Source organism: Saccharopolyspora endophytica (genome assembly GCF_018070075.1).
GTDB lineage: Bacteria > Actinomycetota > Actinomycetes > Mycobacteriales > Pseudonocardiaceae > Saccharopolyspora > Saccharopolyspora endophytica.
Window position 1 is genome coordinate 108,800 of record NZ_JAGPXE010000015.1, and the last position, 23,626, is coordinate 132,425.

At 71.9% G+C, this 23,626-nt stretch carries 29 protein-coding genes; 13 read left to right on the top strand and 16 right to left on the bottom strand.

Annotated elements, in window-relative coordinates:
• The first annotated feature begins 117 nt into the window (after positions 1–117).
• Both KBO27_RS28215 and KBO27_RS28220 read left to right on the top strand, forming a co-directional pair.
• Positions 118–993 carry a MurR/RpiR family transcriptional regulator gene (locus KBO27_RS28215; protein WP_210972890.1) on the top strand — a complete coding sequence of 292 codons (876 nt, stop codon included), beginning with the start codon at positions 118–120 and terminating at the stop codon, positions 991–993.
• 66 nt (positions 994–1,059) lie between these two features.
• Positions 1,060–1,671, top strand: a complete 612-nt coding sequence (locus tag KBO27_RS28220) for a dihydrofolate reductase family protein (protein WP_210972891.1) — start codon at positions 1,060–1,062, stop codon at positions 1,669–1,671.
• Here KBO27_RS28220 and KBO27_RS28225 read toward each other — a convergent pair.
• On the bottom strand, positions 1,668–2,324 hold the full coding sequence (locus KBO27_RS28225; RefSeq protein WP_210972892.1) for a maleylpyruvate isomerase N-terminal domain-containing protein: 657 nt from the start codon (positions 2,322–2,324) through the stop codon (positions 1,668–1,670). The two genes, KBO27_RS28220 and KBO27_RS28225, sit on opposite strands and share 4 nt — an antisense overlap.
• Positions 2,325–2,351: 27 nt before the next feature.
• Positions 2,352–2,909, bottom strand: coding sequence for a TetR family transcriptional regulator (locus KBO27_RS28230; protein ID WP_210972893.1), 558 nt, complete (start codon positions 2,907–2,909; stop codon positions 2,352–2,354).
• A 92-nt stretch (positions 2,910–3,001) separates the two neighbouring features.
• Between KBO27_RS28230 and bioB the strand changes: the two genes are divergently transcribed.
• From bioB to bioD, 4 genes are read left to right on the top strand one after another with little or no spacing between them, the layout of a single operon-like run.
• Entirely contained in the window at positions 3,002–4,060 is a 1,059-nt protein-coding gene (gene bioB / locus KBO27_RS28235) for a biotin synthase BioB (protein ID WP_210972894.1), read from the top strand.
• The gene (locus tag KBO27_RS28240; protein ID WP_210972895.1) at positions 4,060–5,319 is read left to right on the top strand and encodes an adenosylmethionine--8-amino-7-oxononanoate transaminase; all 1,260 of its coding nucleotides are present in this window, start codon (positions 4,060–4,062) and stop codon (positions 5,317–5,319) included. Before bioB ends, KBO27_RS28240 begins: the two co-directional genes overlap by 1 nt.
• The gene (locus KBO27_RS28245; RefSeq protein ID WP_210972896.1) at positions 5,316–6,446 is read left to right on the top strand and encodes an 8-amino-7-oxononanoate synthase; all 1,131 of its coding nucleotides are present in this window, start codon (positions 5,316–5,318) and stop codon (positions 6,444–6,446) included. Before KBO27_RS28240 ends, KBO27_RS28245 begins: the two co-directional genes overlap by 4 nt.
• Positions 6,443–7,099 (top strand): dethiobiotin synthase, encoded by a 657-nt coding sequence (gene bioD / locus KBO27_RS28250; RefSeq protein ID WP_210972897.1) that lies wholly within the window; start codon positions 6,443–6,445, stop codon positions 7,097–7,099. Before KBO27_RS28245 ends, bioD begins: the two co-directional genes overlap by 4 nt.
• Before the next feature lie 202 nt (positions 7,100–7,301).
• On the opposite strand, the gene KBO27_RS28255 is transcribed toward bioD, so the two are convergent.
• Entirely contained in the window at positions 7,302–7,946 is a 645-nt protein-coding gene (locus KBO27_RS28255; RefSeq protein ID WP_210972898.1) for a response regulator, read from the bottom strand.
• Positions 7,943–9,130: a sensor histidine kinase gene (locus KBO27_RS28260; protein WP_210972899.1), complete on the bottom strand. Its 1,188-nt coding sequence runs from the start codon at positions 9,128–9,130 to the stop codon at positions 7,943–7,945. Before KBO27_RS28260 ends, KBO27_RS28255 begins: the two co-directional genes overlap by 4 nt.
• A 122-nt stretch (positions 9,131–9,252) precedes the next feature.
• Between KBO27_RS28260 and KBO27_RS28265 the strand changes: the two genes are divergently transcribed.
• Both KBO27_RS28265 and KBO27_RS28270 read left to right on the top strand, forming a co-directional pair.
• Positions 9,253–10,677 (top strand): cytochrome P450, encoded by a 1,425-nt coding sequence (locus tag KBO27_RS28265; RefSeq protein WP_210972900.1) that lies wholly within the window; start codon positions 9,253–9,255, stop codon positions 10,675–10,677.
• A gap of 96 nt (positions 10,678–10,773) precedes the next feature.
• Positions 10,774–10,947: a hypothetical protein gene (locus KBO27_RS28270; protein WP_165944521.1), complete on the top strand. Its 174-nt coding sequence runs from the start codon at positions 10,774–10,776 to the stop codon at positions 10,945–10,947.
• Between the two features lie 5 nt (positions 10,948–10,952).
• Here KBO27_RS28270 and KBO27_RS28275 read toward each other — a convergent pair whose 3' ends face one another.
• The 6 genes from KBO27_RS28275 to KBO27_RS28300 form a co-directional block, all read right to left on the bottom strand.
• Positions 10,953–11,375 (bottom strand): acyl-CoA thioesterase, encoded by a 423-nt coding sequence (locus tag KBO27_RS28275; RefSeq protein WP_210972901.1) that lies wholly within the window; start codon positions 11,373–11,375, stop codon positions 10,953–10,955.
• 80 nt (positions 11,376–11,455) lie between these two features.
• Positions 11,456–12,232, bottom strand: a complete 777-nt coding sequence (locus tag KBO27_RS28280) for a putative hydro-lyase (RefSeq protein ID WP_210972902.1) — start codon at positions 12,230–12,232, stop codon at positions 11,456–11,458.
• Positions 12,233–12,242: 10 nt separating this feature from the next.
• Positions 12,243–13,094, bottom strand: a complete 852-nt coding sequence (locus KBO27_RS28285; RefSeq protein WP_210972903.1) for a 5-oxoprolinase subunit C family protein — start codon at positions 13,092–13,094, stop codon at positions 12,243–12,245.
• Positions 13,091–13,702 carry a 5-oxoprolinase subunit PxpB gene (gene pxpB, locus KBO27_RS28290; RefSeq protein WP_210972904.1) on the bottom strand — a complete coding sequence of 204 codons (612 nt, stop codon included), beginning with the start codon at positions 13,700–13,702 and terminating at the stop codon, positions 13,091–13,093. Before pxpB ends, KBO27_RS28285 begins: the two co-directional genes overlap by 4 nt.
• Entirely contained in the window at positions 13,702–14,463 is a 762-nt protein-coding gene (locus KBO27_RS28295; protein WP_210972905.1) for a LamB/YcsF family protein, read from the bottom strand. Before KBO27_RS28295 ends, pxpB begins: the two co-directional genes overlap by 1 nt.
• Before the next feature lie 8 nt (positions 14,464–14,471).
• Positions 14,472–15,692 carry an NRAMP family divalent metal transporter gene (locus KBO27_RS28300; protein WP_210972906.1) on the bottom strand — a complete coding sequence of 407 codons (1,221 nt, stop codon included), beginning with the start codon at positions 15,690–15,692 and terminating at the stop codon, positions 14,472–14,474.
• A 129-nt stretch (positions 15,693–15,821) separates the two neighbouring features.
• On the opposite strand from KBO27_RS28300, the gene KBO27_RS28305 reads away from it, so the two are divergent.
• A complete protein-coding gene (locus KBO27_RS28305; RefSeq protein ID WP_132681813.1) occupies positions 15,822–16,514 on the top strand; it encodes a GntR family transcriptional regulator in 693 nt (230 codons plus the stop codon).
• On the opposite strand, the gene KBO27_RS28310 is transcribed toward KBO27_RS28305, so the two are convergent.
• Positions 16,502–16,831 carry a branched-chain amino acid transporter permease gene (locus KBO27_RS28310; RefSeq protein WP_210972907.1) on the bottom strand — a complete coding sequence of 110 codons (330 nt, stop codon included), beginning with the start codon at positions 16,829–16,831 and terminating at the stop codon, positions 16,502–16,504. The two genes, KBO27_RS28305 and KBO27_RS28310, sit on opposite strands and share 13 nt — an antisense overlap.
• On the bottom strand, positions 16,824–17,543 hold the full coding sequence (locus tag KBO27_RS28315) for an AzlC family ABC transporter permease (protein WP_210972908.1): 720 nt from the start codon (positions 17,541–17,543) through the stop codon (positions 16,824–16,826). The genes KBO27_RS28310 and KBO27_RS28315 overlap by 8 nt, the downstream gene beginning before the upstream one ends.
• An 81-nt stretch (positions 17,544–17,624) precedes the next feature.
• On the opposite strand from KBO27_RS28315, the gene KBO27_RS28320 reads away from it, so the two are divergent.
• Positions 17,625–18,065 carry an Lrp/AsnC family transcriptional regulator gene (locus tag KBO27_RS28320; protein ID WP_210972909.1) on the top strand — a complete coding sequence of 147 codons (441 nt, stop codon included), beginning with the start codon at positions 17,625–17,627 and terminating at the stop codon, positions 18,063–18,065.
• Positions 18,066–18,300: 235 nt separating this feature from the next.
• On the opposite strand, the gene KBO27_RS28325 is transcribed toward KBO27_RS28320, so the two are convergent.
• From KBO27_RS28325 to KBO27_RS28340, 4 genes are all read right to left on the bottom strand, one after another.
• Positions 18,301–18,627 carry a DUF8129 domain-containing protein gene (locus tag KBO27_RS28325; RefSeq protein WP_210972910.1) on the bottom strand — a complete coding sequence of 109 codons (327 nt, stop codon included), beginning with the start codon at positions 18,625–18,627 and terminating at the stop codon, positions 18,301–18,303.
• 110 nt (positions 18,628–18,737) lie between these two features.
• Complete coding sequence (locus tag KBO27_RS28330) at positions 18,738–18,917, bottom strand: CsbD family protein (RefSeq protein ID WP_210972911.1); 180 nt, start codon at positions 18,915–18,917, stop codon at positions 18,738–18,740.
• A 74-nt stretch (positions 18,918–18,991) separates the two neighbouring features.
• Positions 18,992–19,201 (bottom strand): CDGSH iron-sulfur domain-containing protein, encoded by a 210-nt coding sequence (locus tag KBO27_RS28335; RefSeq protein ID WP_210972912.1) that lies wholly within the window; start codon positions 19,199–19,201, stop codon positions 18,992–18,994.
• Positions 19,182–19,835, bottom strand: a complete 654-nt coding sequence (locus KBO27_RS28340) for a HemK2/MTQ2 family protein methyltransferase (RefSeq protein WP_210972913.1) — start codon at positions 19,833–19,835, stop codon at positions 19,182–19,184. Before KBO27_RS28340 ends, KBO27_RS28335 begins: the two co-directional genes overlap by 20 nt.
• Before the next feature lie 120 nt (positions 19,836–19,955).
• On the opposite strand from KBO27_RS28340, the gene KBO27_RS28345 reads away from it, so the two are divergent.
• The 3 genes from KBO27_RS28345 to gnd are packed head-to-tail and all read left to right on the top strand — an operon-like array spanning position 19,956 to position 23,579.
• Positions 19,956–21,098, top strand: coding sequence for a carboxylate-amine ligase (locus KBO27_RS28345; RefSeq protein ID WP_210972914.1), 1,143 nt, complete (start codon positions 19,956–19,958; stop codon positions 21,096–21,098).
• Complete coding sequence (locus tag KBO27_RS28350) at positions 21,095–22,099, top strand: iron-containing redox enzyme family protein (RefSeq protein ID WP_210972915.1); 1,005 nt, start codon at positions 21,095–21,097, stop codon at positions 22,097–22,099. Before KBO27_RS28345 ends, KBO27_RS28350 begins: the two co-directional genes overlap by 4 nt.
• A 40-nt stretch (positions 22,100–22,139) precedes the next feature.
• Positions 22,140–23,579: an NADP-dependent phosphogluconate dehydrogenase gene (gene gnd, locus KBO27_RS28355; protein ID WP_210972916.1), complete on the top strand. Its 1,440-nt coding sequence runs from the start codon at positions 22,140–22,142 to the stop codon at positions 23,577–23,579.
• The last annotated feature ends 47 nt before the right edge of the window (positions 23,580–23,626 follow it).

A 23,626-nucleotide genomic window follows, 5' to 3' on the forward strand; every position in this document is an offset into this window, starting at 1 on the left:
CCAGGTGAGTCGCAGCACCGAGCGAAGTGTCCAGCAACATATAGTGCAGTAATCACAAACTGCAATACCTGTTGCGTTTTGAGCTCGTTAAGCTGGGCGTCGACGAGGGGAGCCCGATTGACCACCGAAGCCGAGCCCGACGGGTTCGAGAGCTGGTTGCGCGGGCGCGTTCCCGAACGCGGCTTGCGCAGCAAGGGCGCCTCGGTTCTGCAGGTGCTGCTCACGCAGCCCAGGCGGGTCTCCTACAGCTCGGCCGCGGAGGCCGCCGAACTGGCCGGCGTCAACGTCGCCACGGTCAGCAGGACCGCCCAGACCCTGGGGTTCAGCGGCTGGTCCGACCTGCAGCAGGAGCTGCGGGCCCGCTACCTGTCCTCGCTCAGCGCTCCGGAAGTGGCCGCCGCGCAGCAGACCGAGGGAGAGCTCGGCGGGGCCTCGCTGCGCCGCGACCTGGACTCGCTGGCGGTGCTCAACCGCCGCCTGGACGAGCAGCTGCTGCGCACCATCGCCGAGGCGATCGCGCAGTCCCGGCGGACCGTGATCGTGGCCAACGGGAGCTACTTCTCGGTGGGTTCCGCGCTCGGCCACAACGTGCAGCTGGCCGGCTACGAAGCGACCGTCGTGCACGACGACGCCGAGCTGGCCAACGCGGTCTCCCGGATCGAACCGGGCGACGTGCTCATCGCGATCAGCTTCTGGCGGCTCTACCAGAGCACGGTGACCGCGGCCGAGGAGGCCCACGACCGAGGTGCGCGGGTCTTCGCCCTCACCGACGCGGCCAGCCCCGCCCTGGCGGCGGCATCCGAGCAGATCGTGCTGATCCCCGCCGAAGGCGTCGCCTTCTTCCCGTCGCTGGCACCCGGACTCGCGGTCGCGCAGGCGATCGCCGCCCAGCTCTCCACAGTGGACCCCGAGCGCACCCGGCGTTCCATCGAGGCGGCCGAGACGCAGTGGTCGCGGTTCAGGCTCCTGCACCGCAGACCGCGCCGCGACTGACCACCGATGAGTTTCCCGTCCGCGAGCGGTCCACCCTGGTGACGACCACCGGAAAGGACCAGGACGATGAAGCTGACGGTGAGCACGTTCCTCTCGGTCGACGGCGTGATGCAGGGCCCCGGCGGCCCGGACGAGGACCGCAGCGGCGGTTTCGAGCGCGGCGGCTGGCTCGCGCCGCTGTTCGACGACGAGGTCGGGCAGTTCATGGACGCCATGTTCGGGCGGGTCGACGCCTTCCTGCTCGGGCGGCGGACCTACGACATCTTCGCCGCCTACTGGCCGAAGGTCGACGACCCCGACGACCCGATCGCGACCCCGCTCAACGCGCTGCCCAAGTACGTCGCCTCCACGACTCTGACCGACCCGAGCTGGGCCCGCACGACGGTGCTCAGCGGCGACGTCGCGGCGGCGGTGCGCGAGCTCAAGGAGCGGCCCGGTGAGGAGCTGCAGGTCCACGGCAGCGCCACCCTGGTGCGGTTCCTCCTGGAGAACGACCTGGTCGACGAGCTCAACCTGATCACCTTCCCGGTGATCGTCGGCCAGGGGATGCGGCTGTTCGCCGAGCGGGGCCTGGACACCGAGCTCGAACTCGCCGCGAACCGCACCACACCGAACGGCGTGGCGATCCAGACCTACCGCACAGCGGGCCGCCCCCAGTACGGGACGGTCGGGGACTAAACGAGCACGTGGGGAACGGAGAGGCCGAGCCGGTCGAGCTCGGCCTGCTCGGTCTCGGTCGGGGTGCGCCTGCCGGTGCCCACCAGGAGCGCGTCGACGTCGGAGAACGAGTCGGGGAACGGTGTTCCGGTGATCTGCTCCAGCGCCGCCCTCGACGCCGCCGCGGATTCCGGCGCCGGTCCGGGCACGTGCGGAAGGCGGGCGACCAGGTCCAGGTGGTGCAGGGTCCACTCCACGACGTAGGCGTCGAGGTAGTCGGCGACGGTGAGGACCTGGTCCTTCGTGCCGATCCTGCCCGTCGGGTCGGCGAGCTGCGCGGCACGTCCCGCCGCCGAGCCGAGGTCGTCGAGGTGGAACTTCAGCAGCCACGGCTCCTCGTAGGCGGCGGCCAGCCGGACCGTGAGCGCGTCCAGCGGGTCCTCGCCGGTCGGCGGCTCGCTCGCGATCTCCCAGTAGGTGATCGCGTCGCGTGTCGGCTCGGCCTCCTCCGGTGTCGCGAGCGTGATCAGGACGTCTTGCGCGTCGATGATCAGGTGGCACACCAGATCTCGCACCAGCCAGCCCCGGCACCCGGACGGCTGCAGCAGGTCGTCGTCGGCGAGGTCGGCCACGGCCGAGCGCAACGACGCCCACGAGGCGGTGAACAGCTCCATCCCGCCACCGTAGCGACCTGACCGGGCTCAGCCCGCCGAAACCCGGGCGCGGAGCCCGTCGAGCAGCAGTTGCAGGCCCTGCTCGAAATCAGCGGCGCCATCGGGGTTCCGGTCGATGGCACCGGCGCTGGCCGCCTGCATCGCGGTCTGCTCCTCGACCGTGTGACCGAAGACCAGGTGCAGGATCGCGCGGGTGCCCACGTCGACCAGGTCTGCGGGCAGTCCGCCGTCGCCGAGCGCCGAGCGCAGCGCGGTCGCGGGCTCGCGGGCGCCGAGCCCGAAGGTGTGCGCGGTGACGACGACCTCGGCGCCGTCGCGGTAGGCGAGCATCGCGTCGCGCAGCTCCGCGCAGATCTCGATCGCCCGCCGGTCCCAGCGCTCGGCGCGGCGGGGCCTGCTGCCGCGCTGGAGGATCTCGTCGGCGACGGCCGCCAGCAGCGACTGCTTGTTGGGGACGTGGTGGTAGAGCGCGCTGGGCTGGACGCCGAGCTCGGAGGCGAGCCGGCGCATGGTGAGCGATTCCAGCCCGTACTCGTCGAGGACCTCGATGGCCCGAGCCACGACATCGCTGCGGTGGTAGCGCACTCGAAACCTCCAGTTGACCGGTCGGTGCCCCCAGTCTAGCCTGAACGCCGTTCAGGTGAACACTGTTCAGGTCGACTTCGGGAGAGGACCCCATGGGCACCACCTTCGATCAGCTCGCCGAGGCGGTCCTAGCCGGAACTCCGGCCACCGCCGACGACGCGCTCGCCGTCCTGCGCGCCGACGACGCCGACCTGATGTCCGTCGTTGCGGCGGCGGGCAGGCTGCGGCGGGCGCACTTCGGCAACACCGTGAAGGTCAACTACCTGGTGAACCTGAAGTCCGGTCTGTGCCCGGAGAACTGCAACTACTGCTCGCAGGCCCTCGGCTCGAACGCGCCGATCCTGAAGTACTCGTGGCTGTCCAAGGACGAAACGCTGCGGCAGGCGGGAGCCGGTCTCCAGGGCGGGGCCAGCCGGGTGTGCATGGTCGCCTCCGGTCGCGGCCCGTCGAACCGCGACATCGACAAGGTCACCGAGATGGTCGGTGCGCTCAAGTCCGAGCACCCGGACGTCGAGGTGTGCGCCTGCCTGGGGCTGCTGTCCGACGGCCAAGCCGAGCGGCTCAAGGACGCCGGGGTGGACGCCTACAACCACAACATCAACACGGCCGAGAGCCACCACGACACGATCGTCCAGACCCACACCTACGCCGACCGCGTCGACACCGTGGGCAAGGCGAAGGAGGCGGGCCTGTCGCCGTGCTCGGGCCTGATCGCGGGACTGGGCGAGACCGATGAGCAGCTGGTCGAGGCGCTGTTCGCGCTCGAGGAGCTCGAATCAGACTCGATCCCGGTGAACTTCCTGATGCCCTTCGACGGCACCCCGTTCGAGAACACCTGGGAGCTCTCCCCCACCCGCTGCGTGAAGATCCTGGCGATGGCGCGGTTCGTCTGCCCGGACCGGGAGGTCCGGATCGCCGGTGGCCGCGAGATGCACCTGCGCTCGCTTCAACCGCTCGCGCTGCACGTCGCCAACTCGATCTTCCTCGGCGACTACCTCACCTCCGAGGGCCAGGAGGCCGAGGCCGACATCGCGATGATCCGCGACAACGGCTTCGTCGTGCTGGGCTCCGACGAGGAGATCGCGCAGCGGCCCGTCGACCCGGCTATCCGGCGCCGGGGCGCGGGCACCGACGTCCTGCCCAACGCGTGATGGGTGCGGCGGACCTGCTCGCCTTCGACCGCGAGCACCTGTGGCACCCCTACACCTCGATGCTCGCCCCCGCGCCGACGCGGCTGGTGACCGGCGCTTCGGGCAGCCGGATCGCCATCGACGGCGTCGGCGAGGTGGTCGACGGGATGGCGTCGTGGTGGTCGGCGATCCACGGCTACCGGCACCCGGTGCTCGACGAGGCGCTGCGGCAGCAGGCGGAGCGGTTCTCGCACGTGATGTTCGGCGGCCTCACCCACGAGCCGGCCGTAGAACTGGCCAGGCGCCTGGTCGAGCTCACCCCCGACGGGCTCGACCGGGTCTTCCTCGCCGACTCCGGGTCGGTGAGCGTCGAGGTCGCGATGAAGATGGCGCTGCAGCACCAGCGCGGCGTCGGGCGGCCCGAGCGGACGCGGTTCCTCACCGTGCGCGGTGGATATCACGGCGACACGTTCGACTGCATGAGCGTGTGCGATCCCGACGGCGGCATGCACTCGATGTGGTCGACGGTGCTGCCGGATCAGGTCTTCGGCGCACGACCGCCGGGGATCGGCGGTGACGTCGCCGAGTGGGCGTCGGGCTTCCGCGCACTCGCAGCCGAGCACGCGGGAACCCTGGCCGGGCTGATCGTGGAACCGCTGCTGCAGGGCGCGGGCGGGATGCACCCCTACCCCGCCGAATGCCTGCGGGTGTTCCGCGAGGTCGCCGACGAGCACGGGCTGGTGCTGGTCTTCGACGAGATCGCCACCGGTTTCGGGCGCACCGGAACGCTTTTCGCGTCCGAGGCGGGCGGCGTCAGCCCGGACGTGCTGTGCCTGGGCAAGGCGCTGACCGGCGGGTACCTGACGCTGGCGGCGACGCTGTGCACCAGCGAGGTGGCTCGCGGCATCTCCGGCAGCGATTCGGGCGTGCTCATGCACGGTCCGACGTTCATGGGCAATCCCCTGGCCTGCGCGGTCGCCTCCGCCAGCCTCGACCTGCTCGCCACCGGCCGGTGGGTGCACGACGTGCGGCGGATCAACCGCGGTCTGCAGGCGCTGCACGACATCGACGCGGCCGAGGTGCGAGTGCTCGGCGCAGTCGGGGTGGTGCGGCTCGATCACCCGGTCGACGTCGCCGCGGCGACCGAGGCCGCGCTCTCCGAGGGCGCGTGGCTGCGCCCGTTCCGGGACCTGATCTACACGATGCCGCCGTACGTGTGCACCGACGAGGACGTGGCGACGCTGTGCGCCGGCATCGCCGCGGCGGTGAAGGCCGGATGAGCTGGGACGGGTGGCTGGCCGAGCAGCGGGAGGCTCGCGAGCGGGCGGGCCTGCAGCGCGCGCTGCGGGCGCGCTCGGTGGACGAGGACGTCATCGACCTGGCGAGCAACGACTACCTGGGTTTGAGCGCGCATCCCGAGGTGCGCCGGGCCACCGCCGACGCGGCGCTGGCGTGGGGCGCGGGCTCGGGCGCGTCCCGGTTGGTCACCGGCACCACGACGGCGCACGGCGAGCTGGAGGCCGAGCTCGCCGGGTTCACGGGCCGGCGGTCCGCGCTGGTGATGTCCAGCGGCTACCACGCGAACCTGTCCGCGGTGACCGCGCTCGCCGACCGCGACGCGCTCATCGTCTCGGACGCGCACGTGCACGCGTCGCTGATCGACGCGGCCCGGCTGTCCCGCGCGACGATCCAGGTGGTGCCGCACAACGAGGTCGACGCGGTGCGGGCAGCGCTGGACCAGGCCGGTGGGCGGCGGGCGCTGGTGCTGACCGAGTCGGTCTACTCGGTGCTCGGCGATGCGGCACCGCTGCCCGAACTGGCTGAGATCTGCGCCGAGCGGGGCGCGTTGCTGCTGGTCGACGAGGCGCACGGGCTGGGTGTCGTGGGCGATCGCGGCCGGGGTCTGGTGGCCGGACTGGGCGAGGCTCCGCAGGTCGTCATGACGGCGACCCTGTCGAAGTCCCTCGGCGCGATGGGCGGCGCTGTGCTGGGGTCGGAGGCGTTGATCGACCACCTCGTCAACCGCGCGCGGCCGTTCATCTTCGACACCGCGCTGGCTCCCGCACCCGTCGCCGGGGCGCTGGCCGCGCTGCGCCTGCTGCGCGAGCGGCCCGAACTCCCCCGGCGGGTCCACGGGCGGGCCTCCGAGCTCGCCGACCGCCTCGCGGTGAGCCGGTCGGCGGGTGCGGTGCTGTCGGTGCCGATGCCGTCTCCGCAGGTGGCGCTCGCGGCGCAGGCCGCCGCGCTCGACGCCGGGGTGCGGGTCGGCTGCTTCCGGCCGCCGTCGGTGCCCGACGGCGTGTCGCGGCTGCGGATCACCACCCAGGCCGGGATCGGCGATGAGCCCTGGGAGCACGCGGTCGAGGCGCTGACGCGCGTCGTCGAGCAGCACGGAGGAGCACCGTGATCGTCTTCGTCACCGGAACCGACACCGGGGTCGGCAAGACCGTGGCCACCGCGGCTTTGGCCGTCCACTTCGGACCCGACGTGGTGGTGGCCAAGCCGACGCAGACCGGCGATGACGAGCCCGACGTGGAGGTGGTCCGCCGCCTGGCGGGCTGCCAGGTCGCGCAGTTCACCCACCTCCCGGACCCGCTGGCCCCGGACACCGCCGCCCGCCTGCGCGAGGTCGACATCCCGACGATCGGCGACCACGCGTCCCGCGTTCGCGAGCTCGCCGGAGCGCACCGCACGGTGATCGTGGAGGGTGCGGGCGGTGCCCTGGTCCGCCTCGACACCACCGGAGGCACCCTGCCCGACCTCGCCGCCGACCTCGCCCGCGACCACGAGGTCCGGGTCCACGTCGTCACCCGGGTCGGCCTGGGCACGCTCAACCACACCGAGCTCACCGTCGAGGCGCTGCGCTCGCGCGGCCTGGAACCGGTCGGCCTGGTGCTCGGCGCCGTGCCGGAAGAACCCGGCCTGGCCGAGCGCTGCAACCTCACCGAGCTCCCCCGCACCACCGGCGTGCCCGTGCTCGCCGCGCTTCCCGACGGGGCGGGCGCGCTTCGGCCTCACGAGTTCCGCAACCGCGCGGCGTCCTGGTTCCGAGTGCGCTGACGGGTGTGCGCAGCGGGTTTTCCTCCTATCGAAAACCCCTTGTCCGCTGCCACCGGCTGCCGCCATGGTGTGGTCAGGCGCACCTGGGATGTCTGGGGGTGGTGCCGGGTTCCTCCCGATGCCCGGCGCAGCCCCGGGTGCGGCCACTCAGCACCGGGCCGCTCGCCGGCAGCCGGATGACTGCGTTCCCGGAGGCGCAGCACTACCTCGGCGTGACGATGCGGTGGTCGAAGGCGTAGACGATGGCGGCCGCGCGGTCTCGCAGATCGAGCTTGACGAAGATGCGGCCGACGTGGCTCTTCACCGTCACCTCGGAAATGCCCAGTTCCGCGGCGATCTCGGAGTTGGACAGGCCTCGTCCGATGAGCACCAGGACGTCGCGCTCGCGCGAGGTGAGCTCGTCGACGGCGACCTCCGGTGCCGGGGACGACGAGCGGTAGGCGGTGAGCACGCGCCCGGTGACGGCCGGGTCCAAGCACGCCTCGCCCGCGGCCAGCGACCGGACCGCGCGGATGACGTCCTCGGCCGGGGAGTCCTTGAGCAGGAAGCCGCTCGCGCCCGCGCGCAGGGCGCCGGAGAGCAGCTGGTCGTCGTCGAAGGTGGTCAGCACCAGCACCGGCGGGGCGTCGTCGGTCGCCTGCAGCCCGCGGGTCGCCTCGATGCCGTCGACGTGCTTCATCCGCAGGTCCATCACGACCACGTCGGGCCGGTCGGCGGCGACGGCCGAGGCCACCTCCGCTCCGTCCGCGCACTCCCCGACTACGGCGAAACCGTCCTTGCGACGCAGGATCCGCCGCAGCCCCGAGCGCACCAGCTCCTGGTCGTCGACGAGCAGAACCTTGATCATCGGGCCTCCCCCGGTGTCGGCAGCAGGTCGTGCGGTTCCGGTGAGAACTCCGCGCGCACCACCCATTCGTCGCCGGCGGGACCGGCTCGCAGGCGTCCGCCCAGCAGTTCGGCGCGCTGGCGCATGCCCGCGATGCCGTTGCCGGGCTCGGCCGCTCCTGCCGCGCTCGGCAACGCGTTGCCGACGGTCAGCACCACGCCGTCGTCGACGACCAGCCGCACCAGCGCGGTGGTTCCCGGGGAGTGCTTGACGACGTTGGCCAGCGACTCCCGGGCGATCCGGTAGAGCGCGAGGCCCGTTGCGGCGGAAACGGATCGGGCGTCGCCGTCCACCTCGTAGGTCACCGGGACACCGGCTCTGACGACGTCGGAGACGAGATCGGCGATGTCGTCGATGCCCGGCTCCGGGCGGACCTTCGACGGTTCGGCGTCCAGGAGCCCGACCGTGCGGCGGATGTCGGCGATCGCCTGCCTGCCGAGTCGTTCGGCGTCGGTGAGCGCCTCGACGGCGTCGTCGACGTCGCGGTCCTCCTGCAACGCCCGCCTGGCACCGGTGAGGTGCAGCAGCGTGATGCTCAGCGAGTGGGCGACGACGTCGTGCACCTCGCGCGCGATGCGGCGGCGCTCGTCGTCGGCGGCCTGCACCGCCCGCTCGGCCTGCACCTCGCGTTCCCGCTCGAACGACCGCAGCTGGGTCCTGATGATGAAACCGGTGGCCCAGCCGAGCGCGACCGTGACCAGGGACAACGGCAGGCCGTAGCCGAGGTGCCCGACGGCTGCCGCCGCGGTCGGGACCAGCGCGGCCAGTGCGGCGACCGTCAGGCTCACCCGAACCGAGGTGACGGCCGCGCACTCGGCGAGCATCACGACCAGGATCAGCGGCGCGAGGTCGTTGGGCACCGGGTGCACCAGCAGGATCGAGGTGCCCAGCATCGCGCACCCGGCCACGCCGACGGGCCGTCCCGAGTCCGGGATCGGCGTTCCGACCAGCAGGTACACCACCGGCAGGATCGCGAGCAGACCGCCGACGAGCGTCCAGTCCGCGACCTCGGCCGCCAGCCGCTGCACCACCGCGACCGCCGACACCACCACCAGGCACGCGTGGCCGGGCAGCACCACCGCAGGCGGGTAGCCGAACGGCAGCGCCGCGGCTCGGCGGTGCACGTAGCGGATCAGACCCTTCATCCGGGCCAGCCTAGAACGCCGCCCGGCCCGCCGGAATCGTCGCGGACTCCTCCTCAGGTAGGAGGTGGGACCGGGCCCGCAGGACGATGTGGGCGCGGTCACCCGCCGATAGCGTTGTGGTCATGACGACCTCGACCGCCACGTCCCCCAGCGAGCACCGGCGCCGCTGGTGGGAGTCCGCGACACCCTCCGGGTCCGGGGAGCTCGCACCGTCCCCGGCCGGACCGGTCGACGAGCTGGGCACGCCACCACCGCTGCACGGGTCCGGGCCGCTGCTGCAGACCCTGCGGTTGGGCCGCGACCAGGGGCGCGTGCTGTTCGGGGGAACCCGGCTCCACGGTGACGTCTTCCGCGTCAACACGCTGCTGGAGAAGCGGCCGCTGACGATCACCTCGCACCCCGACCACGTGAAGTCGCTGTTCACCGCCGGTCCGGCCCTGGCGCCGTCCACCGCCGGGCAGTCGCAGCTGCGGCCCATCGTCGGCGAGTCGGTGCTGACCGCCACCGGTGAGCGGCACCGCAGGCAGCGCAAGCTGCTGATGCCGCCGTTCCACGGCAAGGCCATCGCCCGCTACCGCGAGCAGATCCTCGACGCCACCACCCGCGAGATCGACGGCTGGCAGCCCGGTTCCCGGATCCGGCTCGCCGACTCCGCCCAGCAGGTGACCCTCGACGTGATCATGTCCGGGGTGTTCGGCATCGACTACCGCTCCAACGAGTCCGAGCAGCTGCTGCGCAGGCGGCTGCGGCAGATGCTGGCGCTGTCGGTGAGCCCGCTGGCGCGGGTCAGCGAGCTGGTGTCGATGCGCAGCGCGGAGCCGGTGGGGGTGCAGAAGTGGGGGCTGGCGCACCTCGACCGCGCGATGCTGGCGGTGATCGCCCAGCGCCGCGCCGCGCACGTGCCCGGCGAGCGGCACGACATCCTGTCGCTGCTGCTCGACGCCCGCGACGACGAGGGCGCCGGGCTCACCGACGGCGAGCTGCGCAACGAGCTGCTGACGCTGGTGCTGGCGGGGCACGAGACGACCGCCAACTCCATCGGCTGGGCGTTCGAGCGGCTGGTGCGGCATCCCGAGTCCTACGGCAGGCTCCGCGACGCGGCCCGCGCCGAGGACGACGGCGGCTACGTCGACGCGACGATCCACGAGGCGATGCGGGTGCGCCCGGTGATCCCGATGCTGGGCAGGCGGGTCATGTCCCACTGGCGTTTCGGCGACTGGGTCGTGCCGGAGCGGTCGCGGGTGCTGATCGGAGTTCTCTCGCTGCACCACCGCGAAGACCTCTACGCCGACCCGTTCCGCTTCGACCCGGACCGGTTCGTCGGCGTGAAACCCGGCTCCACCACGTGGATCCCGTTCGGCGGCGGCGACCGACGCTGCCTCGGCGCGACTCTGGCGATGGAGGAGATGCGCATCCTCACCCGGGAGATCGCCCGCCGCACCGACCTGAGCGCGATCGATGCGGCGCCGGAGCGCCCGGTGCACCGCAACGTCACGATGATCCCCGGGCAGGGCGGCGCGGTGGAGATCGGCTCGGTGATGCCGTGATCTCCGACGTGGTCTGCGCTACTTCCGGCTAACCCCGGACCACCGCTCGGCGATCAACCTCAGTGGGGAGACACCCCGTTGACGGGAAGCCGAACGATGAGCGCTGAGACGAACACCCGAATCCTGCTGAAGAACCTCGCCCCGCTGCGGGCGCAGGCCGAACCCTACGAGGACTGGCGGCGGCTCGACCGCGATGCCGCGGCGGCCGCCCGCCGGATCCTGGCCTTCGAGCTGCCCGGCCGGCGCACGTCGGTGAACGCCGAGCGCTGAACCGCTCAGGCCCCCGGGGCCAGCGCCTCGGCGTCGAAGCCGACCGCTTCGAGCGCGCTCCTAGGATCGGCGACGAGCTTGCGGGCTTCGAGGTCCATCAGGCCCAGCACGCAGGTGATGTCGGCGGAGATCGTGCCGTCGGCCTTGGTGATCACCGTGTCGAGGTGGAAGGACTTCCCGGAGCCGAACTTCGCCTCGCAGGACGCCTCGATGTGCTCGTTGGCGCGCAGCTCGCGCCGGAAGTTCACCGTCGTGCTCAGCAGCACCGGCGACAGCTTCCGGGTTACCAGCCCGTCCCAGTCGCACCCGGCCGCCTGGAACCCGGCGACCCGAGCCACCTCGCCGTACTGGTGGTACACCGCGTGGTTGACGTGGCCGAGCGCATCGAGCTCGTAGCTGCGGACCTGGAGCGGAATGCGAAAAGTCACGAACCCACGGTAAGCAGAGGTCACCGCGTGGGTGTCGCAATCATGACGAGGATCGCAGCGCCCACGCCCCCGTCGCCGGGCTACGGGAGCTGGTAGTCGCTGTCGCGGGCGTCGGTGATGGCCATGTGGCCGGGGGCGTGACCGATGGCGAACGGCGGCTTGGACTGCATCACCGCGGCCTGCGGCGTGACCCCGCAGGCCCAGAAGACCGGGACCTCACCGGGGCGGACCTCCACGGCCTCGCCGAAGTCGGGTGCGCCGAGGTCGGTGATCCCCAGGGCTTCCGGAGAACCGACGTGCACCGGGGCTCCGTGCACCGCCGGGTATCGGGAGGTCACCCGCACGGCGGTGGCGACCAGTTCAGCGGGGACGGGACGCATCGACACCACGAGCGGACCCGAGAGCCCTCCGGCCGGTCGGCACTGCCGGGAGGTCCGGTACATCGGCACGTTGCTGCCCGCCTCGATGTGCCGGACCGGGACACCGGCCTCCAGCAGCGCGGCCTCGAAGGTGAAGCTGCACCCCACGAGGAAGCTGACCAGGTCCTCCCGCCACAGGTCGACGACCTCGGCGCGCTCCTCCACCAGCTCGCCGTCCCGGTAGACGGTGTAGGCGGGCAGGTCGGTGCGCAGGTCGCCCCGGAAGAGCGACGCGCTGGTCTCGCCCGGCTCGGTCACGTCCAGCACCGGGCAGGACTTGGGGTTGCGCTGGGCGAACAGCAGGAAGTCGTAGGCGTGCTCGCGCGGCAGCGAGATCAGGTTCGCCTGCGTCCACCCGGCGCTGAAGCCCGAGGTCGGCACGCGCAGCCCACCGCGGAACGCTTCCCGGGCCTGCTCGGGTGACATGTCCTTCGCCATCGTGGCCTCCTCAGATGCAGCGGAAGTGGACGTGCTGGCCGGGTCGCGCCTGCGCGGCCTTGGCCACGTCGGCGGCCGGCACCACGCCGATCACCGGGTACCCGCCGGTGACGGGGTGGTCGGCCAGGAACAGCGTCGGGGTTCCCAGCGGCGGCACCTGGAGTGCGCCGGCGACCATGCCCTCGCTGGGCAGTTCCTCGGTCCGGCTGCGCTCCAGCACCGGTCCGTCGAGGCGCATGCCGACCCGGTTGCTCTCGGAGGTGACCTCGTACGGCGCGCTGACCAGCGATTCCAGCGCTTCGTCGGTGAACCAGTCGGCGCGCGGGCCCGGTTGGACCCGCAGCACGATCTCCTCGGCGGGACCGGCGACGGGCGCGATGTCCACGACCGGGAACCGCGAGGGCGGCGCACCGATCGGCAGCGCGGCACCGGGCCGGAGCTGGTCGGGACCGAGTCCGGAGAGCACGTCGGTGGAGCGCGAGCCGAGCACCGGTTCGACGTCGATGCCGCCGCGCACCGCGAGGTAGCTGCGCAACCCGATCGCCGGGACGCCGAGCCGCAGCTCCGCTCCGGCGGGCACGCGCAGCACCGCGTTCGCGGCCGCGCCTCGACCGTCGACCGAGAGGGGGCACGGTGCTCCGGTGAGCGCCACGGTCACGTCGCGGGTGGGGCGCACGACGAGCCCGCCGAAGGTGACCTCGATGGCAGCGGTGTTCTCGTCGTTGCCCACCAGCCGGTTCGCCAGCCGCAGCGAGGGGGCGTCGGCAGCACCGGAGGTGCCCACGCCGATCCCCGCCAGGCCCGGTCTGCCGAGGTCTTGAACGGTGGCGAGCGGGCCGGTGGCCAGGACTTCCAGTGTCATCCGATCTCCCGGAACCGCACTCGCACACCCGGGCGCAGCAGCGCGGGCGGATCGCGGTCGATGCTGAAAATCTGCAGGTCGGTGTGCCCGATGAGCTGCCACCCACCGGGCGATTCCCGCGGGTAGATGCCGCTGAACGCGCCCGCCAGCCCCACGGCTCCGGCGGGAACGGCGGTGCGCGACTCGGACCGGCGAGGCACCACGAGGTCTTGCGGGCCGCCGCTGAGGTAGCCGAAACCCGGTGCGAATCCGCCGAAGGCGACCTTCCACTCGGCTCCGGTGTGCTTGTCGACGACCTCGCGCTCGGTGAGCCCGGTCAGCCGGGCGACCTCGGCGAGGTCGGCGCCGTCGTAGACGACCGGCACCTCCAGCTGCTCGCCCTCCTCGCGCAGTCCGCCGCGCGGTTCGACGGCTCGCACCGCGGCCTCGATCGCCTTGACGTCGGACCGCTGCGGATCCAGTTGCAGCAGAAGCGTTCTCGCCGCGGGGACGAGGTCGATGACGCCTTCGGGCGGTGAGTCGGCGAGCGCCGCGTACAGCGCGTGCACCTCCTGCAGATCGGCCAGTTCGATCAGCAGTCCCGAGTCGGCGCAGGGCAGGAAGCGCATCAGCTCCCTCCCGCCACGAACGGCCGCAGCACCACGCCCGCCCCGCTGAGCCGGTCGCGCACGGCCTGGGCGATGGCGACCGCTCCCGGGCTGTCGCCGTGCACGCAGATCGAGTCGGCGCGCACCTGGATCTCGCTGCCGTCGACGGCCCGGATCGGCTCGCCCGCGGCGAGTGTCAGGCAGCGCTGGGCGATCTCCTCGGGGTCGTGCAGCACCGCGCCGGGTTCGCGCCGCGACACGAGGGTGCCCTCGGGCGTGTAGGCGCGGTCGGCGAAGGCTTCGCGGAAGGTCCGCAACCCTGCCCGCTCTGCCTGGGAGAGCCACTCCGAGCCGGGCAGGCCGAGCACGGCCAGTCCCGGGTCGAAGGCGCGGACCGCTTCGACCACGGCGGCGGCCTGCTCGGCGTGGTGCACGATCGCGTTGTAGAGCGCGCCGTGCGGTTTGACGTAGGCGACCTCGGTGCCCGCCACGCGGGCGAACCCGGCCAGCGCGCCGATCTGGTAGATCACGTCGTCGGTCAGCTCGCGCGGGGGCACGTCGATGAACCGGCGGCCGAACCCGGCCAGGTCCCGGTAGCCGACCTGCGCGCCGACCGCCACGCCGCGCTCGGCGGCCCGGGTCACCGCCGCGCGGATCACCACGGAGTCCCCGGCGTGGAAGCCGCAGGCCACGTTGGCGCTGGTGACCACGTCCAGCAGCGCTTCGTCGTCGCCGAGTTCCCAGCGGCCGAAACCTTCGGCCAGGTCAGCGTTGAGATCCATGTTCGTCCTCACTTCCACAGCGCCGCGATGCCGCCGACCGAGTTGACGCCCAGGTAGACCGTCAGCAGCCAGGCGACCGCTCCGACCACCAGCAGCCAGCGCGGGTAGCGGTAGCCGCCGAGCAGGTCGCCGCGCCGGGCGGCCACGAACATCAGCACGCCGAAGCCCACCGGCAGGATCAGCCCGTTGAGCGCACCGGCCAGCACCAGCAGTGTGGTGGGCGCCTGGTCCAGCAGCACGAACACCAGCGCGGAGATCGCCACGAACGCCACGACCAGCCAGTTGCGGGCCTTCTCCAGCGAGCGGGAGAAGGTGACCAGGAAGGACACCGAGGTGTAGGCGGCGCCGACGACCGAGGTGATGCTGGCTGCCCAGAGGATCATGCCGAACAGCCGCAGCCCGATCTCACCGGCCGCGTGCTGGAACGCCTCGGCGGTCGGGTTGGCCGAGCTGAGCGCGACGCCGCCGGCGACCACGCCGAACACCGCGAGGAACAGCACCAGCCGCATCACACCGGTGACCAGCAGCGACACCACGGAGCTGCGGCTGACGTCGGTGATCTGCTCCGGTCCGGTCACGCCGGCATCGACCAGCCGGTGCGCCCCGGCGTAGGTGATGTAGCCACCGACGGTGCCGCCGATGAGCGTGGTGATGGCCAGGAAGTCGACCTCGCTCGGCCACACGGCCTGCACCAGCGCCTGGCCGACGGGAGGCGCGGAGGAGAACGCGACGAAGGCGGTCAGCGCGATCATCACGATCCCCAGCACCACGACGATGCGGTCCATCGCCACACCCGCGCGCTTGCTGAGGAAGATGCCGATCGCGATCACCGCGGACAGCGTGCCACCGATCTTGGCGTCGAGCCCGAACAGCGCGTCCAGGCCCAGCGAGGTTCCGGCGATGTTGCCGATGTTGAACACGAGCCCGCCGAAGACCACCAGCGCGGCCATCACGTAGCCGAGGCCGGGCAGCACCTTGTTGCCCAGGTCCTGGGCGCGCATGCCGGAGACGCCGATGACCCGCCACACGTTCAGCTGGACGGCGATGTCGACCAGGATCGACACCAGGATCGCGAAGGCGAAGGCGGCCCCGAGCTGGATGGTGAACTGGGTCGTCTGGGTGATGAAGCCGGGCCCGATGGCGCTGGTGGCCATCAGGAACACCGCACCGAGCAGCGTGCTGCGCTTCCCCTTCGATCCGTTCTGCCGGGGTGTGCTCGTCTCGGTCATGGCACTCCGATCCCGCGGTGGCTGTGGTTCGGAACAACATAGAGAATTGTTGAACAATCCCGCAATACCCCGTTTGGAACTTTCCCGTTAAACTGTTGATCACCTGCACCTACTGCACAGGGAGCCGGCTTGACCGCGACCGATCCGTGGGCTGACCTGCTGGCGGCCGACCGAGCGCTGCTCGACCGCACCAGCACCGCCGAGCGGGTCGCCGACGTGCTGCGGCAGCGGATCATCGATGGCGCCCTGTCCCCCGGCACCCGGCTGTCCGAGGAGAGCGCGGGCAAGGCCCTCGCGGTCTCCCGCAACACGCTGCGCGAAGCCTTCCGGCTGCTGGTGCACGAACGGCTGCTGGTGCACGAGTTCCACCGCGGCGTGTTCGTCCGGGTGCTCTCCGCCGAGGACGTCATCGACCTCTACCGGATCCGCCGCCTGCTGGAGACCAGCGCGGTGCGCCGCGGCGAGAACCCCGACCTGGTCTCAGCGGTGGACCGCGCGGTCAGCGACGGCGAGCGCGCGGCGACCGAGGAGCGCTGGTGGGACGTGGGTACGGCGAACATGCGCTTCCACGAGGCGCTGGCCGCGCTGGCGGGCAGCCCCCGGGTCAACGACACGATGCGCCAGCTGCTGGCCGAGCTGCGCCTGGCGTTCCACGTCATGTCGCGCCCCGAGGAGTTCCACAAGCCCTACCTCGGGTTCAACCGCGAGATCGCCGACCTGCTCACCGCGGGACACCGCGAGGCAGCGGCGGAGAAGCTCGACGCGTACTTCGACGCCGCCGAGACCCAGCTCGTCGCCGCCTACCGCACCTACCAGGACTGAGCGAAGACCACGCTGGTCAGCAGCACGTGGACGGCGGTCCCGCCGAGGATGCTCAGCACCGGGTTGCGCTTCCACAGGTGCAACCCGATGGTCGCCGCCAGCGACAGCGCGGTCGGCGCGTACGCGGTGGCCTGGGTGTCGTGCAGCGTGTAGACGGCGAGGATCACCATGACGCCGACCGGCATCCGCGCGCCGAGGAAGTGCACGGTCGCGCTGCTGCGCAGCGGTGCGAGAGCGGCGAACGGCAACGCCCGCAACGCCCAGGTGACGGCGACGGACACGGCCACCGCGCCGGCGATGTGGATCGGGTCAGGCATCGACGTCCTTCTTCCGCAACACGATTCGGCTCACCAGCAGGCAGGCGGTGAACAGCCCGAGGGAGACCAGCAGCATCTGCTCGGGGAACAGCAGCGCGCTCACCAACGCGCAAACCATCGCCAGCGCCGGGACGGGAACGCTGCGACGCGCCCGGTAGGCGTCGATGGCCAGCACTACGAACAGCGCGGTGAGCGCGAAGTCGAGACCGTCGAGCTGGAACGGCACCAGCGCCCCGAACAGCGCGCCCAGCGTCGCGCCCGCGACCCAGTAGATGTGCAGCAGCACCTGCAACCACACGATCCGCCTGCCGCTCCACTCCTGCGCCGCGGGCCCGGTCGACAGCGCGTAGGCCTCGTCGGTGAGCGCGAAAGTGCTGTACACCTTGCCGATTCGGCTGCGCACCCGGTGCAGCGGGAACGACAGCGCGTAGAACACGTGCCGGAAGTTGACCAGCAGCGCCGTCACCGCGACGTGCGCCAGCGGCGCGGCGGCCACGACGAGGCCGATCAGCAGGAACTCCAGCGAGCCCGCGTAGATCAGGGCGGCGAACGCCGTCGCCCACCACCAGTCGAGACCGGCGTGCACCACGAGCAGTCCGAACGCGATGCCCAGCGGGATCATCGCGAGCCCCACGGAGCTCGAATCGCGCAGAGCACCCCGCAGGTCGGCGCGCGGCGAGGAAGCGGTCTCAGCGACCAGGACAGCAGGCATGGCTGCAATTTTAGGTGGCGAAGGAAGTAATGTGGTTGCCGTACGTGCCCGGTTTCCGACCGCGAGAGCAACATCATGTCGATGGATGACCTGGATCGCGCAATAGTGTTCCACCTGAGCCAGGACGGCAGGTTGACCAACGTCGAGCTCGCCCAGCGGGTCGGCCTCACACCCGCCCCGTGCCTGCGCAGGGTCAAGCGCCTGGAGTCCGAGGGGATCATCACCGGCTACCGCGCCCGCATCGACCCGGCCGCCACCGGCCGCGGCTTCGAGGTCATGGTCTCGGTCGAGATCAGCATCAACGACCTGCAGACCGTCGAGGAGCTGGAAGGCGCCATCACCGCCTACGACGAGGTCGTCGAGGTGCACCGCCTCTTCGGCCGCCCCGACTACCTCATCCGCGTGGCCGTGGAGGACTCGGCGACCTTCGAAACCTTCCTCACGACCAAGCTCATGGCGCTGCGCGCGGTGGCCAGGGTCGACTCCCACATGATCATGAAGAAGCTCAAGACGAGCGACTGACCTCGACGCGCGTGGGTCAGGCGCGGCAGCGGGTCCGGTCGGCGGTGATCAGGGCTGGTCTTCGGTGGGCAGCGTGATGTGGCCCGGGTGCGACCAAGTGCAGCGAGCGCCTCGGCCTGCCGCACCCGCGCCAGGTCGTCCCGGTGGAACACCGACCGCAGCGGCGTCATGCGCACCCCCAGGGGACGCGGGACTGCGCCGCTGACGGCCCCAATCCCGCCTTGCGCAGGGCTTTCTACGTGGTGCCGGGGCGGTTGTGGTTTCCGTGCCGCAGCGGGTGCATCGCTTCCGGGGCCCCGGCCGGCGTCACCGGCGACCCCTTCGCGGAGTCCTGCGCCTCCGCCGGTTCCGCCCGGTGCTCCCCCGATCCGGGTTGCGCACCGCGGCGGAGCTCGTCGAGCCGCTGCCGCATCATCTCGACGACCTGCGGGCGGTCGTTGTGCTCCTGCTCGTACTCCAGCACGCGCGTCAGCTCGTCCTGACCGAGCGATCGGATCATGTGCTGCAACGACCCCGTCGACAACTGGTCGTAGTCCGGCAACGGGAAGTCCTGCTCCTGCATCGGGAGCCTCCTCGGGAACTTTCGGGCGTGACTCGGCGGGGGCTCGCCATCAGCCCCCGCCGAGGGGAAACCGGTTGAGTCGCGCGGACTTCTCGGACCGGCGCTGGGAGTCACCCGTCCTGGCGGAAGGCGTCCTTCGCGTTCTCACCGGCCTGCTTGAGGTTGCCCTTCGTCTGCTCGGTCTTGCCCTCGGCCTCGGTCCTGCGATCGCCCGTGGCACTGCCGAGCTTCTCCTTGGCCTTGCCCACGGCCTCCTCCACCTTGTGGCGGGCCTTGTCCATCGCAGACATCTGAACACCCTCCTCATCCTCGGGAGACCACGGTTTACCCGGGAGCCCCGGTCGCGAAACGTCGAGCCCGGCGGTCACGCGTCGCGCACCTTGCGGCGGTGGCTGGTGTCGCAGAAGGGGTAGTTCTGACTGCGGCGGCACGCGCACACGGCGACCACGAAGCGGTCGGAGTCCACTGTGGTCCCGTCCTCGAGCACCAGTCGCACGGGACCTTCCACCAGGACCGGCCCTCCGGGGACGACGGTGACCCGCCTGAGGTCGGGGTCAGCGCGGCCGGTCCGCACGGATCACCACCAGCTCCTCGCTGCGCTGCCCGCGCCGGATCAGCCCGCGGGCCTCCAGCACGGCCGCGCGCTGGTCGAGAACCGGGCCGAACGCCTGCGCTTGGCGATCCACCACAGCGGCTTTCAAGCCCCCGGCGCGCAGCCGCGCCAGCGTCGCCTCCACATCGGCCAGATCGGACTGCACCAGCATCAGCGTCCCGCCACCGCCCAGCAGCTCGGGCGCGCGAACGCACAGCCGGTCGATGACCGCGCGGCCGTCGTACCCGGCGTCCCACGCCCGCGCCGCGCCGCGCGGGGGCTCGGGGCCCTGCGCGGGCACGTAGGGCGGGTTGGCCAGCACCACGTCGAACGGATCCGGGTAGTCGCGCGCCAGCGCATCGCCCCGCTCCGCGCGCACCGGCAAGCCGCGCAGCCAGGCGTTCACACCCGCCACCGCGACGGCCGCGATCGAGACGTCCACGGCCGTCACCTCCGCGGCGCCGATGCGCGCCGCCGCCAGCGCCAGCGCACCGGTCCCGGTGCCCACGTCGAGCACCCGGCCGCCGGGCTCGATCCCGGCTTCGCTCAAAGCCCGCGCCAGCAGCCAGGTGTCGCCCTGCGGCCGGTACACGGCCGAGGTCCTCAGCAATCTCATGACCCACAGGTTTCCGCCCCCGCCGAGTCGCAAACCACGAGCTCAGAGGTTTGACCACGCCCTCGCCGGGGAAAGCAACGCCATGCAGGCCGGATCGCAGCCACGGGGAGGAGCGCGCCGGTGAACACTCCCGCCGTCGAGAACGCCGAGCCGGCGGTCGAACAGGCTCCCGAACCCTCGCGCACCTTCGGCGTCGAAGAGGAGTTCCTCGTGGTGGATCCGGAGAGCCGCGCGCCGTCCGGACGGGGTCCGGCGGTGCTGGCCGCAGCGGCCGACCTCGATCCGCAGCACGGCTTCCACCCCGAGCTGCTGACCAGCCAGGCCGAGGCCGCCACCGGCGTGTGCACCGCCTCGGCGCAGCTGCGCGGGCAGCTGCGCTCCGCGCGCGAGCGGATGAGCCGCGCGGCGCATGCGGAAGGACTGGCGCTGATCTCCTCCGGGACACCGCCGTTCCCGGGCGAACCGGGCGCGATCTCACCCGGCGCGCGCTTCCACCGGATCGCCGAGACCTACCGCGCGGTCGTCACCGACTACCAGGCCTGCGGCTGCCACGTGCACGTCGGCGTGCCCGACCGCGAGCAGGCCGTGGCCGTGATCAACCACCTCCACCCGTGGCTGCCGTCGCTGCTGGCGATGTCGGCGAACTCGCCGTTCCACCTCGGCGCCGACACCGGCTACGCGAGCTGGCGCCTGGTGCAGCAGACCCGGTTCCCCGGCTCGGGAATCCCGCCGCGGTTCCGCTCCGCGGCCGAGCACGACGAGCACGTCGCGCGGCTCGTCGAGTGCGGAGTTCTCGTCGACGAGGCCATGTCTTTCTGGCTGGCGCGGCCCTCACCGCACCTGCCGACGGTCGAGCTGCGCGTCGCGGACGCGGCCACCACCGTGGGCGAATCCCTGCTGCAGGCGGTGGTGACCCGGGCCCTGGTGCGGACGGCGCAGCGCGAGCTGGACGCCGGCCGCGAAGCCCCGGAGATCGATCCACGACTCGAACAGGCGGCCGTGTGGACCGCGGCCCGCCACGGGCTCGACGGGCCCGGCATCGACCTGGTGGCGCGGCGCCGTGCGCAGTCCGCCGAACTCGTCCACCGCATGATCCGCTGGGCCGCAAGCGAACTCGAGGAGACCCGCGAGCTGGCGACGGTCCGCAAGCTCGTCGCCGGACTGCTGCACTGCGGCACCGGCGCCCGACGGCAGCGCGTTGCGGCGGCCCGAGGCGACCGGGCGCTGCTCGCAGCCATCCGAGTCGAGGGAGGGGTGCGATGACCAGCCTGCCGGAACCGCGCGGCCCGCTGTCCGCCGCGGTCACCGCCACGCTCCGCCGGGAACCCCCGGCCCCCGCGCCGCCCCCGGAGCTGGCGCACGACCGCGACCCGTGGGGGCAAGACCTCGCGATCGCCCTGCACACCTGCTACGAGCTGCACTACCGCGGGTTCGACGGCGTCTCGCCGGAGTGGGAGTGGGACCCGGGCCTGCTGGCCCTGCGCGGCGAGCTCGAACGCGTCTTCCTGGACGCGCTGCGCGCCGGCACCGACGTCTCCGACGACGTCACGGCCGTGCTCGACGAGCTGCTGGTGGAACCGGTTCCCGGCAACGGAGTTTCGCACCACCTGCGCGACCGCGGGCAGTGGTGGCAGGTCCGGGAGTACTTCGCGCACCGCTCGATCTACCACCTCAAGGAGGCCGATCCGCACGCGTGGGTCATCCCGCGCCTGCAGGGCCAGGCGAAGGCGTCGCTGGTGGCGGTGGAGTTCGACGAGTTCGGCGGCGGGCGCGGCGAGCGGGTCCACTCCCAGCTCTTCGCCGACCTGCTGACCGGTGCCGGGCTGTCCGCCGACTACCTGCACTACCTGGACGTGGTGCCGGAGCCGCAGATCGCCATCGTCAACCTGATGTCGCTGCTGGGCCTGCACCAGGGATTGCGCGGTGCGCTGGTCGGGCACTTCGCGGCCGCCGAGATCACCACGGCGCCCAGCGCGCAGCGCCTCGCCAAGGCCCTGGACAGGCTCGGGGCGGCGCAGGAGTGCGTCCACTTCTTCGCCGAGCACGTCGAGGCCGACGCGGTGCACGAGCAGGTCATGCGCCGGGACGTGATCGGCGACCTGCTCGACCGGGAACCGCGGCTGGCCGAGGACGTCGTCTTCGGCGTCCGCGCCACCGAACTGCTCGAGGGCAGGCTCGCCGACCACCTGCTGAGTGCTTGGGGCCGCGACGAGACCTCGCTGCTGCACCCGCTCGACGTCCCTGAACCCGCCGCGAGCAGCTGAGCCCCCGCCGAGAACCGACGCCACCACGGGAGTCATGCGAATGAGCACACCAGCGCAGATCGGCATCAGCGGACTGGCGGTCATGGGGCGCAACCTGGCGCGCAACTTCGCGCGCAACGGCTACGCCGTCGCGCTGCACAACCGCACTCCCGCCAGAACCCGCGAGCTCGTCGACGAGTTCGGGCACGAGGGCGCGTTCGTCCCGGCCGAATCCGCCGAGGACTTCGTGGCAGCGCTCGAACGGCCGCGACGACTGGTCATCATGGTCAAGGCCGGTGACCCCACCGACGCGGTGATCCGCGAGTTCGCACCGCTGCTGGACACCGGGGACGTGATCATCGACGGCGGCAACGCGCACTTCGCCGACACCCGCCGCCGCGAGCTGGAGCTGCGCGAACAGGGCATCCACTTCGTGGGGACCGGCATCTCCGGCGGGGAGGAAGGCGCGCTGCGCGGTCCGAGCATCATGCCCGGCGGCTCGGCGGAGTCCTACGCCTCGCTCGGCCCGATGCTGGAGAAGATCGCCGCCAAGGCCGACGACGGCGCACCGTGCGTGACGCACGTCGGAGCGGACGGGGCCGGGCACTTCGTGAAGATGGTGCACAACGGCATCGAGTACGCCGACATGCAGCTCATCGGCGAGGCGTACCAGCTGCTGCGCGACGTCGCCGGGTATCCGCCGAAGGAGATCGCCGGCATCTTCCGGGCCTGGAACACCGGCAGGCTGGACTCCTACCTGATCGAGATCACCGCCGAAGTCCTGTCCCACGTGGACGCCGCGACGGAGCGACCGTTCGTCGACGTGGTCGCCGATCAGGCCGAGCAGAAGGGAACCGGGCGCTGGACGGTGCAGCTGGCGCTGGAACTGGGCGTTCCGGTCTCGGGCATCGCCGAAGCGGTCTTCGCCCGCTCGCTGTCCGGGCACACCGCGCTGCGCGAGGCGTCGCGCGGCCTGGCGGGGCCCACCCCGCGCGCGCTCGGGGAAGCCGAGGCGGCGAGGTTCGCCGACCGGGTCGAGCAGGCGCTGTACGCGTCGAAGATCGTGTCCTACACGCAGGGGTTCCACGAGATCGCCGCGGGCAGCGCCCAGTACGACTGGCGGCTGGACCTCGGTGCCATCGCCGCGATCTGGCGCGGTGGGTGCATCATCCGCGCGGCGTTCCTGGATCGCATCCGCGCGGCCCACGACAACCGCCCTGACCTGCCGAGCCTGCTCTCCGACGACGAGTTCGCGGAGGAGATCGCCGAAGCCCAGGACGACTGGCGCGCGGTCCTCGTCGCCGCCACCGAACAGGGCGTTCCCGCACCGGGTTTCGCCGCAGCCCTCGCCTACTACGACGCGCTGCGCGCCGAACGCCTCCCGGCGGCGCTCACCCAGGGCCAGCGGGACTTCTTCGGCGCCCACACCTACCGCCGCACGGACCGGGAAGGCGCCTTCCACACCCTGTGGGGCGGCGATCGCTCCGAGGTCGAGGTCTGATGGCTGTGAGGACTCGTTTTGCTTGGCGGTGCGGGTAGCGGAACCTC